At 67.7% G+C, this 18518-nt stretch carries 13 protein-coding genes; 12 read left to right on the forward strand and 1 reads right to left on the reverse strand.

From position 1 onward, the window contains the following. The first annotated feature begins 193 nt into the window (after nt 1-193). Nucleotides 194-409 (forward strand): DUF3820 family protein, encoded by a 216-nt coding sequence (locus QQK25_RS15520; RefSeq protein WP_284188760.1) that lies wholly within the window; start codon nt 194-196, stop codon nt 407-409. Between the two features lie 56 nt (nt 410-465). After that, on the forward strand, nt 466-1008 hold the full coding sequence (locus QQK25_RS15525) for a flavin reductase family protein (RefSeq protein ID WP_284188748.1): 543 nt from the start codon (nt 466-468) through the stop codon (nt 1006-1008). 19 nt (nt 1009-1027) lie between these two features. On the opposite strand, the gene QQK25_RS15530 is transcribed toward QQK25_RS15525, so the two are convergent. After that, nucleotides 1028-4030 (reverse strand): PAS domain-containing protein, encoded by a 3003-nt coding sequence (locus tag QQK25_RS15530; RefSeq protein WP_284188749.1) that lies wholly within the window; start codon nt 4028-4030, stop codon nt 1028-1030. Between the two features lie 378 nt (nt 4031-4408). Between QQK25_RS15530 and QQK25_RS15535 the strand changes: the two genes are divergently transcribed. The 10 genes from QQK25_RS15535 to QQK25_RS15580 all read left to right on the forward strand — a co-directional run. Continuing rightward, entirely contained in the window at nt 4409-5077 is a 669-nt protein-coding gene (locus QQK25_RS15535; protein WP_284188750.1) for a TetR/AcrR family transcriptional regulator, read from the forward strand. Between the two features lie 51 nt (nt 5078-5128). After that, entirely contained in the window at nt 5129-7606 is a 2478-nt protein-coding gene (locus QQK25_RS15540; protein ID WP_284188751.1) for an acyl-CoA dehydrogenase, read from the forward strand. 8 nt (nt 7607-7614) lie between these two features. Further along, a complete protein-coding gene (locus QQK25_RS15545; protein ID WP_284188752.1) occupies nt 7615-8895 on the forward strand; it encodes an acetyl-CoA C-acetyltransferase in 1281 nt (426 codons plus the stop codon). Beyond that, nucleotides 8895-10826 (forward strand): 3-hydroxyacyl-CoA dehydrogenase NAD-binding domain-containing protein, encoded by a 1932-nt coding sequence (locus QQK25_RS15550; protein ID WP_284188753.1) that lies wholly within the window; start codon nt 8895-8897, stop codon nt 10824-10826. The genes QQK25_RS15545 and QQK25_RS15550 overlap by 1 nt, the downstream gene beginning before the upstream one ends. A 22-nt stretch (nt 10827-10848) precedes the next feature. Then, nucleotides 10849-11256 carry an acyl-CoA thioesterase gene (locus QQK25_RS15555; RefSeq protein WP_284188754.1) on the forward strand — a complete coding sequence of 136 codons (408 nt, stop codon included), beginning with the start codon at nt 10849-10851 and terminating at the stop codon, nt 11254-11256. Nucleotides 11257-11375: 119 nt separating this feature from the next. Beyond that, complete coding sequence (locus QQK25_RS15560; RefSeq protein ID WP_284188755.1) at nt 11376-12656, forward strand: OmpP1/FadL family transporter; 1281 nt, start codon at nt 11376-11378, stop codon at nt 12654-12656. Between the two features lie 57 nt (nt 12657-12713). Further along, nucleotides 12714-13388, forward strand: coding sequence for a TetR/AcrR family transcriptional regulator (locus QQK25_RS15565; RefSeq protein WP_284188756.1), 675 nt, complete (start codon nt 12714-12716; stop codon nt 13386-13388). Between the two features lie 126 nt (nt 13389-13514). Next, on the forward strand, nt 13515-15896 hold the full coding sequence (locus QQK25_RS15570; protein ID WP_284188757.1) for a 3-hydroxyacyl-CoA dehydrogenase/enoyl-CoA hydratase family protein: 2382 nt from the start codon (nt 13515-13517) through the stop codon (nt 15894-15896). A gap of 128 nt (nt 15897-16024) precedes the next feature. After that, complete coding sequence (locus tag QQK25_RS15575) at nt 16025-17218, forward strand: acetyl-CoA C-acyltransferase (protein WP_284188758.1); 1194 nt, start codon at nt 16025-16027, stop codon at nt 17216-17218. A gap of 49 nt (nt 17219-17267) precedes the next feature. Next, nucleotides 17268-18518, forward strand: a 1251-nt coding sequence (locus QQK25_RS15580) for a winged helix-turn-helix domain-containing protein (RefSeq protein WP_284188759.1), incomplete at its 3' end; no start/stop codon positions are given.

The following is an 18518-nucleotide window of genomic DNA, read 5'->3' on the forward strand; positions in this document are numbered from 1 at the left end:
GCGTGGCGCCGGGCCGGGCGCCGGGATTGTACTTCCCCGGCCCTCGAAGGGCGCAGGCGTCACGCACCGCTTTGCCGGCGGCGACGGCTTCTTCGTGCCGTACATCCCGGAAGAGCTGCTCGCCCGCACTGCCAACATGGGCAATGCCATCGAGCTGGGACTGGCCGGTGTGGCACTGATCGGAGGCGGCGCGATGAACCCGGAACTCCTCGAACTGCTGGTCACCCGCAGCATGCCCTACGGCAAGTTCAAGGGCCGCCTGCTGGCCGACCTGCCCGGGCATTACCTGGCGTGGTTTGCCCGGGAAGGCTTTCCCGCCGGGCAGCTGGGCCAGCTGCTGGCGATCATGCACGAGCTCGATCACAACAACCTGCGGGCGCTCCTCGACCCGCTGCGGCGGCCGGGCTGAAGCCACGGGCTTGCGGGGGTAAGATCGGGCAGGGCAAGACCGTTGGAGGTGCTTCCATGCGCGAACTGGAACTCGGCAAGGCATTCACGCTGATGGAATCCGGGCCCGTGGTGCTGGTGACGACCCACGATGGGCAGAAGGGCAACATCATGACCCTCTCGTGGACGATGGTCTTGGATTTCACGCCGGTCTTCGCCATCACCACCGGCGGCTGGAATTACTCCTACGCGGCGCTGCGGGAGCGCGGCGAGTGCGTGATTGCGGTGCCCACGGTCGATCTGCTGGATCAGGTGGTGGGCATCGGCACCTGCTCGGGGGCCGATACCGACAAGTTTTCCAGGTTCGGGCTCACGCCGCTGCCGGCAAGGGTGGTCCGGCCGCCGCTGATCCAGGAATGCCTCGCCAACATCGAATGCCGGGTCGTCGAGATCGTCACCCCGTACAACATCGTGGTGCTGCAAGGCGTCGCCGCCCACATCGACGACACCCGCCGGGAGCGGCGGATGGTTCATGCGGTGGGGGATGGCCGCTTCATCGTCGATGGGCGCCGGATCGACCGCAGGGCGATGATGGCGGCCAGGCTCCCGCCGGGCGTCTGATGGCCTGTGCGCTGATCGGCTACGCGCCTCGGGTGGCGTGACGCTGCTGCAGCCAGCGCAGCAGCGTCACGAACAGCGTGTCGGGATTGACCGGCTTGGTGATGAAGTCATTCATCCCGGCCTCGAAGCAGCGCGCCTTGTCTTCGGCAAAGGCGTTGGCGGTCATCGCCACGATCGGGACGGACTGCGCGCCGCCAAGCTGGCGAATCCTGCGGGTGGCCTCCAGTCCGTCCATGTTCGGCATCTGCATGTCCATCAGGATCAGCGCGTAGTCGTTCTCGCCGGCGAGCTTCAGGGCCTGCGCGCCGTCTTCGGCGATGTCGATCAGCAGGCCGACATCTTCCAGCAGCGTCAAGGCAACCTCCCGGTTGATGGGCTCGTCCTCGGCCAGCAGGATGCGGGTGCCGGAGAACGCCTGCCGGAGGGTGTCCTCGGCGTTTGTGGCGGCACGGGCTGCGATCGCGCCGCGGCCGCCGTCGCCCTTCTTCAGGCGCACGGCCAGCCAGAAGGTGCTGCCCTTGCCCGGCTCCGTCTCCACGCCGGCATCGCCGCCCATCAGCTGGGCGATCTTCCTGGTGATGGCGAGGCCCAGGCCGGTTCCGCCGTATTTGCGGCTGATCGAGTTGTCGGCCTGCTCGAAGGCGGAGAAGAGCCGGGGCAGGGCCTCCGGCGAGATGCCCGGGCCGGTGTCGCTCACTTCAAAGCGGACGCGGGCCGTCTCCGGGGTTTCGTCCATGAGCCTGACGCGCAGGGTGACGCTGCCTTCCTCGGTGAATTTCACCGCGTTGGCCAGGTAGTTGAGCAGTGCCTCCTGAAGTCGGGTGCGGTCGCCCAGGAGATTGCCGGGCAGATCGCCGACCTCGATGCCGTATCTGAGCCCCTTGGCCCTGACGCGGACGCTGACCATGCTGGAGACGTCGTCGATCAGCTCGTCCAGATCGAGCGGGTCTTCGGCCAGGGAGAGCTTGCCGGCCTCGATCTTGGACAGGTCCAGGACGGCATTGACGATCTCGAGGAGGTGATTGCCGGCGGCTTCGATCTTGTTGAGCCTGCCCGCCTGATGCTCGGCAACCCCGTTGCGGCGCAGGATGTGCGTCATGCCGATGATGGCGTTGAGAGGTGTCCTGATCTCGTGGCTCATGTTGGCCAGGAAGGCGCTCTTGGCCATGTTGGCCGTCTCGGCGGCCTGCTTGGCGAGCTGCAGCGCCGCGGTGCGCTCCTTGACCAGTGTTTCCAGGTGATCCCGGTGGGCAATGAGTTCCCGCTCGGTCCGCTTGCGCTCGGTGATGTCGGTGGCGATGCCCAGCAGCCCCGAGACCTTGAGATGCTCCGAATCCGCGTAGAGCGGTGTCTTGACCTCCCAGTAGATGCGGTCGGTCTTGTCCGGGCCGTCACCGGGCACCACGATCTCCACTTCGCTCTTGGCCCCGGAAAAGACCTGAAGGTCGATGGTGCGCAGGCGCTGCACCGTTTCGGGCGGAAAGAAGTCGGCGTCGCCCCTGCCGAGCAGCACTTCGGCCGTGCAACCGAACATCTTCAGTGTCATCTGGTTGGCGTAGGTGTAGCGCGACTCCAGATCCTTGATGAACACATGGGCCGGCACGGCATCCAGGGCTTCCCTGAAGCGCTCGTTCTCGGCCAGGGTGGTTCTGAGCCTGATGTCGGACTGGATGCGGTCGGTGATGTCCATGTGAATGCCGGTCAGGCGAAGGGCGCGCCCCGTCTGATCCCATTCCGTGACCTGGCCCACCGAATCGATCCACTGCCATTCGCCGGCCTTGTTGCGTCGCCGATAGCGCATCTCCTGCACCGAGCCGGTCTTGAGCGCCAGCCGGAGCAAGGCTTGCAGCTGCGGCAGGTCGTCCGGGTGGATGCTGTTCCTCCAGTCGCTCATGGTCGAGTTGAACTCAGCCGGGTCGAAGCCGAGCATGCGCGGATACTCCGGGCTGACCGCGATCTCCCCGGTCTGGAGGTTGGCTTCAAACCACCCCTGGCGGGCGATCCGCAGAGCCATGTTGAGACGCTGCTCGCTGTTCTCCAGGGCCTGCTTGGATTGCTTGTGCTCGGTGATGTCGTGGCTGATTCCCAGCACGCCAATGAGATGGCCATGCTCGTCGCGCATGGGAATCTTGGTCGTTTCGAGGATCTCGCGATGCCCGTCCGAGGCGAAGCTGACTTCCTCCTCGTTGATGCTCGGCCCGTTCGTCTCCATGGCCTTCCTGTCGTGGGCGCGGAAGAAATCCGCCAGCTCCCTGCTCACGAAGTCGTAATCGGTCTTGCCGACGATCGCCTGCTCGCTCGCGCCGAAAAACGCCTCGAATCGCCGATTGCACGACAGGTAAACCCCCTGGGCATCCTTCAGCCAGATGAGGTCGGGGAGCGTGTCGATCAGCGTGCGCAGGATCGCGCGCTCTCGAACCACGGCGTGCTCTGCCGCCTGCAAGGCCTCGCGGTCGCTCTGCTGCTGCTCGTAATTGCGAAAGCTCACGCAGAGCAGCATGGTTGCCAGCGGGTAGAACAGCAGGAGCACCCACCAGGCCTGCTCGATGAAGGCGTGCCCAGCGCGGTTTGGCAGCTGCGCAAACGCCACCAGCTGGCCAATCTGCACCACCACCCCCAGCGCAACGAAGTCCAGGGGCGATGGTGATCTTCTCCGCTTCGCCCACCACCAGCGCGCCAGCACGCCCAGCAAGGCTGACTGCGCGATGACCATCACGCCCACCGTCGCGCCAGTGCCGCCCAGGTGGTAGCGGTACACCGCCGCCATGGCGGCGGCGATGGCAGCCGCCAGGCCACCGCCGACGACACCGGCGACCGACAGCACGATCGACCGGCCATCAAAAATCAGCCCCGGCGCAAAGGTGACCGGATTGACCATGCCCAGCAAGGCGACGCACCCGAACAACAGGCCGATCGATCCCTCCCGGCTCTGGCTGTTTTTCTCGAAACGCGAGAAGACAGCCTGCCCCGCCGCAACCAGGGCAACCAGAAAGGCAATGTTGTTGATGAGTCCAATGAGCATAGGTTGGCGTCGAGGATGGAAGTACTTCCTGCAGTTACGAGGCGCGATTGACGCTATTTAAAGCTCGCCGGATTTGCTGGTGGGACGCAGGCGCCACCTGACCATTTACGGATGAGCCCGCCGAAAGAAAAGACAGCTTTTTATCGGTTGAGGGCGATTACATCACGCTCGCGTGTCCGGGCCGTGGTTCGCCGGGTGAAAAGTCGCATCACCACGGCCCCGTGGCTACCGCGCCGTCACGTCCGGTTCAGGTTTCATTGGGCAGTTTCCAGCCGTGCGTTCGTATTTCATCCCGAGTGTTGACATAAAAAAAAGTAAACGTATGATTAAAACGACTGTTTGATTTTACCCCGTCAGTCAGCTTTCGAGGCCACTCCCATGCGCGACGACAACGCCAAGACATCTGCCGATACCCGCAGCCGCATCCTCGATGCGGCCGAGGTGCTGTTCATGGAGCACGGCTTCGACGGCACGTCGATGCGCATGATCACCGGCAGCGCCGGGGTCAATCTGGCCGCGGTGAATTATCACTTCGGCACCAAGGAGCTGCTGATCCAGGAGGTCTTCCGCCGGCGCCTGACCGATCTCAACAACGCGCGTCTGGTGGTGCTGGATCAGATGGAGGCCGAGGCGGGCGGGGCGCCGCTCAAGCCGAGCCGCATCGTCGATGCCTTCTTCGGCACCGCGCTGCGGATGGCGGCCGACGTGGAGGGCGGCGGGCACACCTTCATGTGCCTGCTCGGTCGCACCTACACCGAGCCCAACGAGTTCGTGCGCAAGTTTCTGGCCGAGGAGTACGCCGAGTGCGTCGAGCGCTTTCTGTCGGCGCTGTACCGGGCGCTGCCCGAGGTGGAGCGCAAGGAGATCCTGTGGCGCTTCCATTTCATGATGGGCGCGATGTCGTACGCCATCGCCGGCACCGACGCGCTGCAACTTGTCACCGGCAAATTCGATGACGAGCACCCGTCGCGCCTGGCGCCACGGTTGATGAGTTTTCTGCTGGGCGGCCTGCGCGCGCCGCTGGCGGATTTTGGTTCGAACCCATAAAGAAACGGATGCGGGCCGCGAACGACGGCACCGCACGCGAGGAGACATCTCATGGCTTACTGGTTTCTGGTTTCCCTCCCTCCCCTGGTGGTCGCGCTCGCCTACGGGCGAGCGCCTTTTTTTGCCTGGTATGGGGTGGGGCTGGCGTGGATTGCGGCGCTCGGCTGGCTGGCCGCGTGGCCGGTGGCGCTGACCGCCGGCGTGGTGGCCGCGGTGGCGGTGATCGGGGCGGTCTTCCTGCTGCCCGCCGTGCGGCGCGGGCTGGTGACGGCGCAGATCTTCAAGCCTTTCCGCAAGGCGCTGCCTTCGATGTCGCAGACCGAAAAGGACGCGCTGGAGGCCGGCACGGTGTGGTGGGAAGGCGAGCTGTTTGCCGGCAAGCCCGACTGGAACCGCCTGCTGGCTTTCCCCAAGCCCACGCTGACGCCCGAGGAGCAGCGCTTCCTGGATGTGGAAACCGATGAGCTGTGCCGCCTGACCAAAGACTGGGAATGCACCCAGCAGCAGGACATGCCGGCCGAAGTGTGGCGTTACATCAAGGAGAAGGGCTTCCTCGGGATGATCATCCCCAGGGAGTTCGGCGGTAAAGGCTTCTCGGCCTACGCCCACTCGCAGGTGGTGACCAAGCTGTCCACCCGCTCGTCGGCGCCGGCCGTCACCGTGATGGTGCCCAATTCCCTCGGGCCGGCCGAGTTGCTGCTGCACTACGGCACGCCGGAGCAGAAGCGCCACTACCTGCCGCGCCTTGCCAGCGGGCAGGACATCCCGGCCTTTGCGCTCACCAGCCCGTGGGCGGGCTCGGATGCGGCGTCGATCCCGGATTCCGGCGTGATCTGCCGCGACATCTACCAGGGCCGCGAGGTGCTGGGGATGCGCGTGAGCTTCGACAAGCGCTACATCACCCTGGCGCCGGTGTGCACGGTGTTCGGCCTGGCCTTCCGCCTGTACGATCCGATGCACCTGCTGGGCGACGTGGAAGACCTGGGCATCACCTGCGCGCTGGTGCCCCACGACCACCCGGGCGTGGATATCGGCCGGCGCCACTTCCCGCTCAACGCGGTGTGGATGAACGGCCCGATCCGCGGCAAGGACGTGTTCATGCCCCTGGAGTTCATCATCGGCGGCCCCAAGATGGCAGGGCAGGGCTGGCGGATGCTGATGGAGTGCCTGGCGGCCGGGCGTTCGATCTCGCTGCCCGGCTCCAACACCGGCATGCTCAAGATGACCGCCCGCGCGGTGGGCGCCTATGCCCGCGTGCGCTACCAGTTCAAGACGGCGGTGGGCAAGTTCGAGGGCGTCGAGGAGGCGCTCACCCGCATCGGCGCCAACGCCTACCTGTGCGACGCTGCGCGGGTGATGACCGCCGGCGCCATCGACCTGGGCGAGAAGCCGTCCGTCGTGTCGGCCATCGTCAAGTACCACGTCACCGAGCGCGCCCGGCAGTCGGTGAATGATGGCATGGACGTGATCGGCGGCAAGGGCATCTGCCTGGGCCCGCAGAACTTCCTCGGCCGCGCCTACCAGCAGGTGCCGGTGGGCATCACCGTGGAAGGCGCCAACATCCTCACCCGCAGCCTGATCCTCTTCGGCCAGGGCGCGATCCGCTGCCATCCGTATGTGCTGAAGGAAATGGACGCGGCCCGCAGCGGCGATCTGACCGCCTTCGACGACGCCTTCTGGGGCCACATCGGTTACACCATCAACAACGCCGGCCGGGCGCTGGTGATGGGCATGACGGGCTCGCACTTCGTGGCCGTGCCGGCCAACATCGCGCCGGAAGTGCGCCGTTACTACCAGCAGCTCACCCGCTTCTCGGCCGCCTTCGCCTTCATCGCCGACATCTCGATGGGCACCCTCGGCGGTGCGCTCAAGCGCAAGGAGAAACTCTCGGCGCGGCTGGGTGACATCCTGTCGCTGATGTACCTGGCGTCCGCCACCCTCAAGCGCTTCGAGGACGAAGGCCGCCAGCGCGCCGATCTGCCGCTCCTCCACTGGGCGATCTGGGACTGCATGTTCAAGATCCAGAACGCCTTCGAAGGCGTGATCGCCAACTTCCCCAACCGCTTCTTCGCGCTGCTGCTGCGCCGGGTGGTGGTCTTCCCGCTGGGCCGGCCCTACGTGGTGCCGTCCGACAAGCTGGGCCACGAGGTGGCGACCCTGCTCATCAACCCGTCCGAAACCCGCGACCGCCTCACCTCCGACGTGCATCTGCCCACCGATCTGGAAGAGCCCGTCGGCGCGCTGGAAGCCGCGCTGCTGGCGACGATCGCCGCCGAGCCCATCGAGGCCAAGGTGCGCCAGGCGATCAAGCGCGGCGAGTTCAAGCCCGGCCTGCTGGTGAATGGCGGCGTCGATGCGCTGTACGACGCGGCCTTCACCGCCGGCATCATCAGCGGCGACGAGCACCGCCTGATCCGCCGCCGCGGCGAACTGCGCGACAAGGTGATCCGGGTGGATGACTTTCCCTACGACTTTGGCCTGCGCGACGCGCTCGCCGATGTGACCGAACCGCAGAAGCAGGCCGCCTGAGCTCCGCCATGAACCAGCCGATCTACATCATCGACGGGGCGCGCACGCCCTTCCTCAAGGCCCGCAACGCGCCGGGGCCGTTCGCGGCATCGGATCTCGCCACCGCGGCCGGCAGCGCGCTGCTCGCCCGCCAGCGCTTTGCGCCGGACCAGCTGGACGAGGTGATCCTCGGCTGCGCCGCGCCGTCGCCCGACGAGGTGAACATCGGCCGCGTGGTGGCCCTGCGCATGGGCTGCGGCATCGACGTGCCGGGCTGGACGGTGATGCGCAACTGCGCGTCGGGCATGCAGGCGATCGACTCGGCCATCGCCAACATCGAGCGCGGGCGCGCGCAGCTGGTGCTGGCGGGCGGCGTGGACGCGCTCTCGCGGGCGCCGCTGCTGTATTCCGACCCGATGGTGCGCTGGTTCGCCGGCTGGATGGGCGCCCGTAGCCTGGGCGAGAAGCTGGCGATGATCCGGCGCTTCAAGCTCGGTTACCTGGCGCCGGTGATCGGCATCATGAAGGGCCTGACCGATCCCATCGCCGGCCAGCTGATGGGCCAGACCGCCGAGAACCTGGCCTTCGAGTTCGGCATCACCCGCGACGACATGGACGCCTTTGCGGTGGAGAGCCACCGCCGCGTGGCGGCTGCGCAGGACGCGGGGCATTTTGGCGAGATCGTGCCGCTGGTGGACAAGGACGGGACGGTTTACGCCCAGGACGACGGCTTGCGCCGGGATGCCTCGATGGCCGGCCTCGCCAAGCTCAAGCCTTTCTTCGACAAGAAATACGGCCGGGTGACGCCCGCCAACAGCTCGCAGATCACCGACGGCGCCGCGTGGCTGATCCTCGCCTCGGAAGACGCCGTGCAGCAGCACGGCCTCACGCCCATCGGCCGCATCGTCGACACCGAATGGGCCGGGCTGGAGCCCGAGCGCATGGGCCTCGGCCCGGTGCATGCGGCCTCGCCGATCCTCACCCGCAACGGCCTCGGGCGCGACGATATCGACCTGTGGGAAATCAACGAAGCCTTCGCCGCCCAGGTGATCGCCTGCCTGAAGGCCTGGCAGAACGACGAATACTGCCGCATGCGCCTGGGCCTGCCCGGGGCGCTCGGCGCCATCGACCCGGCCAGGCTCAACGTGGATGGCGGCGCGGTGGCGCTGGGCCATCCGGTGGGAGCGAGCGGGGCGCGCATCGTGCTGCATCTGCTCCACGCGCTGCGCCGCACCGGCGGCAAGCGGGGCATCGCCAGCATCTGCATCGGCGGTGGTCTGGGTGGCGCAATGCTGGTGGAGGCCCTGTGATGAACCTGACGCACTGGAAACTGGAACGGGACGCCGACGGCATCGCCTGGGCGACCCTCGACGTGGCCGATTCGACCACCAACACCCTCGGCTTTGCGGTGATGACCGAGCTGGGGCAGCTCCTCGACGAACTCGACCGCCAGCCGCCCACCGCGCTGGTCATCCGCTCGGGCAAGGCGGCGGGCTTCATCGCCGGGGCCAACATCGAGGAATTCACCGCCATCGACTCTGCCGCTGCAGCGCGGGTGCTGGTGGAGCGGGGCTGGAACCTCTTCAACCGCCTGGCCGCGGTGGCTTACCCCACGCTGGCGCTGGTGCGCGGGCACTGCATGGGTGGCGGCTTCGAGCTGGCGCTGGCCTGCCGCTACCGCATCGCGGTGGATGAGCCGGGCACGCGCATGGCGTTGCCCGAGGTGATGCTGGGCATCTACCCGGCCTGGGGCGGCATGCTGCGCCTGCCGCAGCTGATCGGCCCGGCCGCCGCGCTCGACCTGATGCTCACCGGCAAGGGCGTGGATGCCCGCAAGGCGAAGCGCCTGGGCCTCGCCGACGAAGCCGTGCCCGCCCGGGTGATGGACAACGCCGCGCGGATGCTGGTGCTCTCCGGCCGCGAGCCGCACCGCTTGCCGTTCATGCAGAAGCTGATGAACGGCCCGCTGTCCGGCATCGTCGCCAGCAAGGCCCGCCAGCAGGTGGCTACCAAGGCGCGGCCCGAGCACTACCCTGCGCCCTACGCGATCATCGACATCTGGGCCAATCACGGCGGCAACGCGCTGGTGGTGCCGGCCAGCTCGCCCTCGTCGCTGGAGGCGATCTTCCGCTCGCCCACCGCCAAGAACCTGATCCGCGTGTTCTTTTTGCAGGAGCGCATGAAGGGCTTCGGCAAGGGCTCGGACTTTGAGCCCAAGCGCGTCCACGTGGTGGGCGCCGGCGTGATGGGCGGCGACATCGCCACCGAATGCGCCCTGCGCGGGATGATCGTGACCCTGCAGGATCAGTCCGTCGAACGCATCGCCCCGGCCATCGCCCGGGCCGGCAAGCGCATCGAACGCAAGTTCCGGGGCAAACCGCGGGAGGCGCGCTTTGCGCTGGACCGCTTGATCCCCGACCCGGCAGGCGCAGGCGTGGCCCAGGCCGATCTCATCATCGAGGCGATCTTCGAGAACCTCGACGCCAAGCGCGCCCTGTTTGCCGACATTGAGCGGCGCGCCCGGCCGGAAGCGGTGCTGGCGTCCAACACCTCCAGCCTGCGCATCGCCGACATCGCCACCGCGCTGACCGATCCGAGCCGGCTGGTGGGCATCCACTTCTTCAACCCGGTGGCGGTGCTGCCGCTCGTGGAGGTGGTGAAGAGCGCGGTGTCGGCCGACGAACCCTTCCGCAAGGCTGCCGCCTTCGTGCGCAAGCTCGACAAGCTGCCGCTGCCGGTGCAGGACGAGCCGGGCTTCCTGGTCAATGCGGTGCTCGGGCCCTACATGTATGAGGCGCTGCGCTGTGTGGACGAGGGCATCGCCCCCGAGACCATCGACGCCGCGCTGGTGGCTTACGGCATGCCCATGGGGCCGGTGGAGCTGATGGACACCGTCGGGCTCGACATCGCGGTGGCGGCGGGCAAGACCCTGGCCGGCGCCGATGCGGTGCTGCCCAAGGCGCTGGCCGATCGCGTGGCCGCCGGCCAGCTCGGCAAGAAGAGCGGGCAGGGCTTTTACGCGTGGGTCGATGGCAGGGCGAAGAAGGCCGCCGCGGGTGCGCCGCCGGCCGGGCTCGCCGAGCGGATCGCCGCGCCGCTGCTGGCTGCGGCCCGTCGCTGCGTTGAAAAAGGCGTGGTCGAGGATGCCGATCTGGCCGACGCCGGGGTTATATTCGGGACCGGCTTTCCGCCCTTCACCGGCGGGCCGCTGAACCTGTCCCGCGCCGGCGCTGCCGGCTGAAACCCTCCCGAGGAGCCACTCCATGTGCAATCAACCCACCCAGCTCCCGCCAGGCCAGATGCCGGTCCTGCGCGTGATGCCGATGCCGGCCGATCTCAACCCGTCGGGCGACGTGTTTGGCGGCTGGATCATGGCCCAGGTGGATATCGCCGGCGCCGTGCCGGCCATCAAGCGGGCCCGTGGCCGGGTGGCCACCATCGCGGTCAATTCCTTCCTGTTCAAGCAGCCGGTGTCGGTGGGCGACATCGTCAGCTTCTACGCCGAGATCATCAAGGTCGGGCGGAGCTCGATCACCGTCGATGTGGCGGTGTACGCCGAGCGCAACCCGGAGCACCCCATCGTCGTGAAGGTGACCGAAGCCGTGCTCACCTACGTGGCAGTGGACAAGAACGGCCAGAAGCGGGAAATTCCGCCTGAAACGAACGTCTGACCCAGCATCGACATCACCCTTGCCGCGAATCCCCGGTGGATTCGCCCAACCAGAAACGCCCGGGACGTCGCGCAGCCCGAGGCTTGCACACAACGACAGCGCCCACGTGAGGAGACACCATGAAGATGAAAACCATCGCCCGCCTGATCCCCCTGGTTGCCGCCGGTCTTGCCAGTGGCCAGGCAGCCGCCGCCGGCTTCCAGCTGCTCGAGCAGAACGCCAGCGGTATCGGCAACTCGTATGCGGGCTCGGCGGCCGTCGCCGAGAACGCCAGCACGATCTTCTTCAACCCGGCCGGCATGACCCAGCTGAAGGATAGGGAGGTGTCGGTCGGCATGTCTGCCGTGCGCCCGACCTTCAAGTTCGACAACCGCGGCTCGAGTGTCGGTGTGCTGGGCTCTGCCGGTGAGGGCAACGACGCGGGCAGCTGGGCCTTCATCCCCAACGCCTACATGTCGTGGGCGCTGACCAAGAACCTCTACGCCGGCCTCGGGATCGGTGCGCCCTTCGGTCTGGTCACCGAGTACGACAATCCCTGGCTGGGCGGTGCCCAGGCCATCAAGTTCGACATCAAGACCGTCAATCTCAACCCCAGCCTGGCCTACCGCATCAACGACAAGATCTCGGTCGGCGGCGGCCTCAGCTACCAGAAGATGAAGGTGGAGTACATCCGCCAGGCCACGGTGACGTCGGCCGCGCTTGCCGCCACCACCGCCACCCTGTCGGCCGACAACGACGCCTGGGGCTGGAACGTGGGCGCGCTGTTCACCCTGAGCCCGACGACGAAGGTGGGCGTGTCCTACCGCTCGTCGATCAAGCACGACCTGAAGGGCGACCTGTCCGTCAGCGGCCCGGCCGCGGGCGCCAGCGCGGCGCTCACCACCGGGGCGGCGAAGGCCGACGTCGAGCTGCCCGAGACCTTCATCCTGAGCGTGGCGCAGACCCTCAACGACAAGTGGGAAATGCTCGGTGACGTTTCCTGGACCGGCTGGAGCAGCATCCCGAAGGTGGACATCGTGCGCACCTCCGGCGCCCTCAACGGCGTGACGGTGCAGACCCTCGACACCAAGTTCCGCGACACCTGGCGCTTTGCCCTCGGCACCAACTACCGCCTGAACGAACAGGTGAAGCTGAAGTTCGGCATCGCCTACGACCAGAGTCCGGTGCAGAGCGACCAGCACCGCCTCGTGTCGCTGCCCGACAGCAACAGGACCTGGCTCTCGACCGGCGCCCAGATCAAGGTCTCCAAGGATTCCATGGTCGACCTGGGGGCCGCCTACCTGCGCGTGGCCGAGTCGCACATCGACAACAACCAGACCGCCCTCGGTCGTGGCCGCGTGACCGGTGTGTACGACGCTCGCGTGTGGATCCTCGGCGCCCAGTACTCGATGGCTTTCTGATCTGCTGTAACAACCCGGCGCCGGACTCTCCGGCGCCGGTTTTTTTCTGGCCCCTTCATGCCGCGCATCGATTCCACCCCAGACGCCAAGACCCGCATCCTCGACGCCGCCGAGCGGCTGTTCATGGAAAACGGCTACGCCGCCACCTCGATCCGCATGATCACCGGCGCCGCCGGCGTGCCCGTGGCGCTGGTCAATTACCACTTCGGCTCCAAGCAGGGGCTGATGGAGGCGGTTTACGAGCGCGCTCTGGGCAGCCGCGGCGGCAGCCGGGTGAGCTATCTCGACAAGCTCGAGCTCGATGCCGCCGGCAAGCCCATCGCCGTCGACGTGCTGGTGGATGCCTTCCTGTCGTCGGCGCTGCGCCTCACCCGCAAGGACACCATCTCGGGCGAGGTCTTCAAGCAACTCATCGGGCGCGCCTTCTACGAGCCCGGCCCGGGCACCGAGGCCTTCTTTCCGGCTGAATACCGGGAGGCGGTGGATCGCTACCGCCAGGCCTTCATGCGCACGCTGCCCCACCTCTCGCAGGATGACGTGGTGTGGCGCATGTACTTCTTCGTCGGCATCGTCGCCTACGCGATGGCCGGAAAGGATGTGATGCGGATGACCGAAACCTATTCCCTTGCCGATGCCGGCAATCCCGAAGGCATCATGGCCCGCCTGCGACCCTTTGTGGTGGCGGGTTTCCTTGCCCCGGAAGGCACGCTGCCGACCGCCGTCGGTACCTGATTTTTTTCTGATTGTTGCATCTAAATTCATGATTGCGCTAAGATTTGAACAGTTGTTCAAATAATTCGCGGGATTCCTGAACCATAAAGCCGGCTCACCCATGGGCCGCATCTGAAGGAGGAGCAAGTGAGCAGACTCATCATTCGCAAGGTGGCCGTGCTGGGTGCCGGCGTCATGGGGGCGCAGATCGCCGCCCACTGCGCCAACGCCAGCGTGCCGGTCATCCTTTTCGACCTGCCGAAGGAAGGCGACCCCAACGCCATCGCCAAAAAGGCGGTGGACGGGCTCAAGAAGCTCGACCCGGCGCCCCTCGCCACCCGCGACCGGGCCCAGTTCATCGAGGTGGCCAACTACGGTTCCGATCTCGAAAAGCTGCGCGACTGCGACCTCATCATCGAGGCCATCGCCGAGAAGATGGAATGGAAGCTCGACCTGTACGCCAAGGTCGCGCCGTTCATCCGCCCGGACGCGATCTTCGCCTCCAACACCTCGGGCCTGTCGATCAACGCCCTGGACCAGGGCCTGCCCGAAGCCATGCGTGACCGCTTCTGCGGCATCCACTTCTTCAACCCGCCGCGCTACATGGCGCTGGTCGAGCTGATCCCCACCGCCCGCACCCAGCCGGCGATGCTCGACGATCTGGAGGCCTGGCTCACCACCCGCCTGGGCAAGAGCATCGTCCGCGCCAAGGACACCCCCAACTTCGTCGCCAACCGCGTGGGCGTGTTCTCGATCCTGGCGGTGATGCACCACACCGCGCGCCTGGGCCTGGGCTTCGACGAAGTGGACGCCCTCACCGGCCCGCTCATCGGCCGCCCCAGGAGCGCCACCTACCGCACCGCCGACGTGGTTGGCCTCGACACCCTGGCCCACGTGGTCGGCACCATGGACGCGACCCTGCCGGACGACCCGTGGCATGGCTACTACAAGTCGCCCGAGTGGCTCGCCGGCCTGATCGCCAAGGGCGCCCTGGGCCAGAAGACCAAGGGCGGCATCTTCCGCAAGGAAGGCAAGGTCATCAACGTGCTGGATCTCGCCTCGGGCGCCTATCGCCCCAGCGCCGGCGAGGTTGCGCCCGAAGTGCTGGCCATCCTCAAGAACCGCAACCCGGCCGAGAAGTTCGCCCAGCTGCGCGCAAGCCAACACCCGCAGGCCCAGTTCCTGTGGGCGATCTTCCGCGACGTGTTCCACTACTGCGCCTTCCAGCTCGGCGCCATCGCCGACAGCGCCCGCGACGTGGATTTCGCCATGCGCTGGGGCTTCGGCTGGCAGCAGGGCCCGTTTGAAACCTGGCAGGCCGCCGGCTGGCAGGCCATCGCCAACGCCATCAAGAACGACATCGAAGCCGGCGTGGCGATGACCAACGCGCCGCTGCCGGCCTGGGTGTTCGACGGTCGCACCGGCGTGCACACGCCGGACGGCTCGTGGAGCGCCAGTGACGCCACCCTCAAGCCCCGTTCGACCCTGCCCGTCTATCAGCGCCAGCTCTTCCCCGAGCGCGTGCTGGGCGAGGCTGCGCCGGACGCCGGTGTCACCCTGTGGGAGAACGACGGCGTGCGCCTGTGGAACCTCCCGGCGAAGGACGCCCGCATCGGCATCATCTCCTTCAAGTCGAAGATGCACGCGGTGGGCGACGAGGTGCTGGACGGTGTGCTCGAAGCCATCGCCCGCGCCGAGCGCGACCTGGACGGCCTGGTGATCTGGCACGAGGCGCCGTTTGCGGTGGGCGCCAACCTGGCGCAGGTCGTCGAAGCCTGCAAGGCCGGCCAGTTCGACCGCCTCGAGAAGACCGTCGCCAAGTTCCAGCAGGCCTCGATGGCCCTCAAGCATTCCGCGGTGCCCACGGTGGCGGCGGTGCAGGGCATGGCGCTGGGCGGCGGCTGCGAGTTCGTGATGCACGCCACCCATCGCGTGATGGCGCTGGAGAGCTACGTGGGCCTCGTCGAGGCCGGCGTCGGCCTGATCCCCGCGGGCGGCGGCTGCAAGGAGTTCGCGCTGCGTGCGGCGGGCTTCGCCAGCCGGGCCGCGGGCGGCGACGTGTTCCCCTTCATCCAGAACATGTTCCAGACCATCGCCATGGCCAACGTCTCCAAGAGCGCCCTGCAGGCGGTGGAGCTGGGCTTCGCGAAGGAGTCCGACGACATCCTCTTCAACGCCAACGAGCTGCTCCATGTGGCCCTGGCCCGGGCCCGGGCGATCGCCGAATCCGGCTACCAGCCGCCGCTCGTCCAGCGCGCCGTGCAGGTGGCTGGCCGTAACGGCATCGCCACCTGCGAGATGATGCTCATCAACATGAAGGAGGGCGGCTTCATCTCCGAGTGGGACTACCGCGTCGCCCGTGCGGCGGCCACCGCCCTGTGCGGCGGCGAGGTGGAGACCAACGCGAAGGTGTCGGAGCAATGGATTCTCGACGTGGAGCGCGCGCTCTTCGTGGATCTGCTCAAGACCGAAAAGACCCAGCAGCGCATCGTGCACATGCTGGAAACCGGCAAGCCGCTGCGCAACTAGTTGATTGCAGTGAGGAGTAAGGAGAAAGGAGTGAGGAGGCCTTGTTTTGGCCCGGTGCGCTGGCGATGGTCGGCGCAGGCAGATTGGCCCCTCGCACCTCACGCCTCACTGACCCAAAGGAGAATTCGATGAAACAGATTCAGGAAGCCTACATCGTTGCCGCCACCCGCACGCCGGTGGCCAAGCGCAACGGGATGTTCCGCAACGTGCGCCCGGACGACATGCTGGCCCATGTGCTGTCGGCGGTCGTGGCCAAGGTGCCGGGGCTCGACGCCACCGAGATCGGCGACGTGGTCGTCGGCTGCGCCATGCCGGAGGCCGAGCAGGGCATGAACGTGGCGCGCATCGGCGTGCTGCTGGCCGGCCTGCCCAACACCGTGCCGGGCATCACCATCAACCGCTTCTGCTCGTCCGGCCTGCAGGCCGTGGCCGACGCCGCCGCGCGCATCCGCCTGGGCGAAGCCGACGTGATGATCGCCGCCGGTACCGAGAGCATGACCGTGATGCCCCAGATCATGGGCAACAAGATCTCCCTCAACCCGGCGATCTTCGCCAAGGACGAAAACCTCGGCATCGCCTTCGGCATGGGCCTCACGGCCGAGAAGGTCGCCCAGCAGTGGGGCATCGATCGTGCCGCCCAGGATGCCTTCGCGGTGCAGTCCAACCAGCGCGCCGCCGCGGCCATCGCCGCCGGCGCCTTCCGTGACGAGATCACGCCCTACACCGTGCGCACCCACGTGCCGGGCGAGGGCGGCACAGTGCGCGTCACCGAGCGCATTTGCGACACCGACGAGGGCCCGCGGGGCGACGCCACCGTCGAGAGCCTCGGCAAGCTCAAGCCGGTGTTCGCCGCCCGCGGTTCGGTGACGGCCGGCAACAGCTCCCAGATGTCCGACGGCGCCGGCGCGGTGCTGCTGATGTCCGAGGCGGCCGTCAAGCGCTACGGCGTGAAGCCCATCGCGCGCTTCTGCAGCTACTCGGTGGCCGGCGTGCCGCCCGAGATCATGGGCATCGGCCCGGTCGAGGCGATCCCTCGCGCCCTCAAGGCGGCCGGCATCCAGCAGTCCGATCTCGACTGGATCGAGCTCAACGAAGCCTTCGCGGCCCAGGCCCTGGCGGTGATGCGCCAGCTCGACATGGATCAGTCCAAGATCAACCCCCAGGGCGGCGCCATCGCCCTCGGCCACCCGCTGGGCGCCACCGGGGTGATCCGTGCCGCCACGCTGATGAGCGCCTTCCAGCGCACCTCGGCCCGCTACGGCATGATCTCCATGTGCATCGGCACCGGCATGGGCGCCGCCGGCATCTTCGAGAAGGTGTGACCCGCCTCGTTCCCGGCCGTGGGATCGCGGCCGGGGCGTCTGTTTTCAGATGACCTCGCTTTCGGCAGACCGGGCCGACCCGCGCCCGTCCCTGCTGATCCAGACCAAGCTACGCCCGCCGGCCCCGTCGGCGGGCGTGCTGCTTCGTCCACGCCTGGTGGATGCCCTCTGCGCGCCCGGCCAGCCGCCGGTGCTGCGGGTATGTGCGTCGCCCGGCGCCGGCAAGACGACCCTGCTCGCCCAGCTGCGCGAGCGCCTCAGCGGCCTGGGCTGGCTGGTGGGCTGGCTCAGCCTCGACCGTGAGGACGACGATCCCGGCCTGTTCTTCCCGTATCTCGTTGCGGCCTTGGGGGGCGAAGACGGCCTGGCCCGCGAGGCCGCCCGCCTGCTCGCGCGGGATGCGCTGGCCTCGCCCCGGGCGGTGCTGGCGGCCCTCATCAACGGGCTGGCCCGCTCGCCGGTGCCGGTGGCGCTGATCCTCGACGACGCCGACGCGCTCACCACGCCACCGCTCCTCGACGCCCTGCAGACCCTCGTTCGCTACGCGCCGCCGGCCTTCCGGCTGATCCTCGCCGGGCGCGGCGCGCCAGCCTTGCCCTTCGCCACGCTGGCGGCGCGGGGGCAGCTGACCAGCATCGGCGAGCCCGAGCTGCGCTTTGCCGCCGACGAGGCGCGGCATTACTTTGAAGGCCTGGGCGGGCCGCTGGCCGAATCCGCCGTGGCGGATGCCGTGTGGCGCACCACCGAAGGCTGGGCCGCCGGCATGTATCTGGTTGCCCTGTCGGTGCGCGGCGCCGACGACGCCAACGCGCTGATGGCGGGCATCCGCCGCCGGGCGGGGGAGGGCGTGGGGGCGTATCTGGCCGAGAACGTCCTCGCCGGGCTCGACCCGGCCCGGGTGGATTTCCTCCTCGCCGCCGGCCCGCTCGACCGCTTCTGCCCGGACCTGTGCGCCGCGGTGAGCGGCCAGCCCGATGCCCGCCGGCTGCTGGACGAGCTCGCCGGCCAGAACCTCTTCGTGAAGCGCCTGGACGACGGCTGGTTCCGCTTTCATGCGCTGTTTGCCGATTACCTGAAGGCCCGCCTCGGGCGGGACGACCCGGCGCGCCTGCGCCACATCCAGCTTGCCGCCGCCCGTTGGTGCGCCGACGCCGGCCTGTGGCAGGAGGCGGTGCGATACGCTCTGGCCGCTGGTGACGCGCCCCGCGCCGCCGCCTGGGCCGAAGCCTGCGCGATGGGGTTAGTGCAGGCCGGCGACATCCGCACCGTCATGGGCTGGCTGGCCCTGCTGCCGCCGGCG

It is taken from the genome of Zoogloea oryzae (assembly GCF_030161255.1).
Lineage (GTDB): Bacteria > Pseudomonadota > Gammaproteobacteria > Burkholderiales > Rhodocyclaceae > Zoogloea > Zoogloea oryzae.

Coding starts and splice junctions, on each gene's coding strand:
- QQK25_RS15540 (WP_284188751.1), top strand. CDS start 5,129: ATGGCTTACTGGTTTCTGGTTTCCCTCCCTCCCCTGGTGGTCGCGCTC.
- QQK25_RS15575 (WP_284188758.1), top strand. CDS start 16,025: ATGAAACAGATTCAGGAAGCCTACATCGTTGCCGCCACCCGCACGCCG.
- QQK25_RS15535 (WP_284188750.1), top strand. CDS start 4,409: ATGCGCGACGACAACGCCAAGACATCTGCCGATACCCGCAGCCGCATC.
- QQK25_RS15530 (WP_284188749.1), bottom strand. CDS start 4,030: ATGCTCATTGGACTCATCAACAACATTGCCTTTCTGGTTGCCCTGGTT.
- QQK25_RS15565 (WP_284188756.1), top strand. CDS start 12,714: ATGCCGCGCATCGATTCCACCCCAGACGCCAAGACCCGCATCCTCGAC.
- QQK25_RS15555 (WP_284188754.1), top strand. CDS start 10,849: ATGTGCAATCAACCCACCCAGCTCCCGCCAGGCCAGATGCCGGTCCTG.
- QQK25_RS15550 (WP_284188753.1), top strand. CDS start 8,895: ATGAACCTGACGCACTGGAAACTGGAACGGGACGCCGACGGCATCGCC.
- QQK25_RS15520 (WP_284188760.1), top strand. CDS start 194: ATGAACCCGGAACTCCTCGAACTGCTGGTCACCCGCAGCATGCCCTAC.
- QQK25_RS15525 (WP_284188748.1), top strand. CDS start 466: ATGCGCGAACTGGAACTCGGCAAGGCATTCACGCTGATGGAATCCGGG.
- QQK25_RS15545 (WP_284188752.1), top strand. CDS start 7,615: ATGAACCAGCCGATCTACATCATCGACGGGGCGCGCACGCCCTTCCTC.
- QQK25_RS15560 (WP_284188755.1), top strand. CDS start 11,376: ATGAAGATGAAAACCATCGCCCGCCTGATCCCCCTGGTTGCCGCCGGT.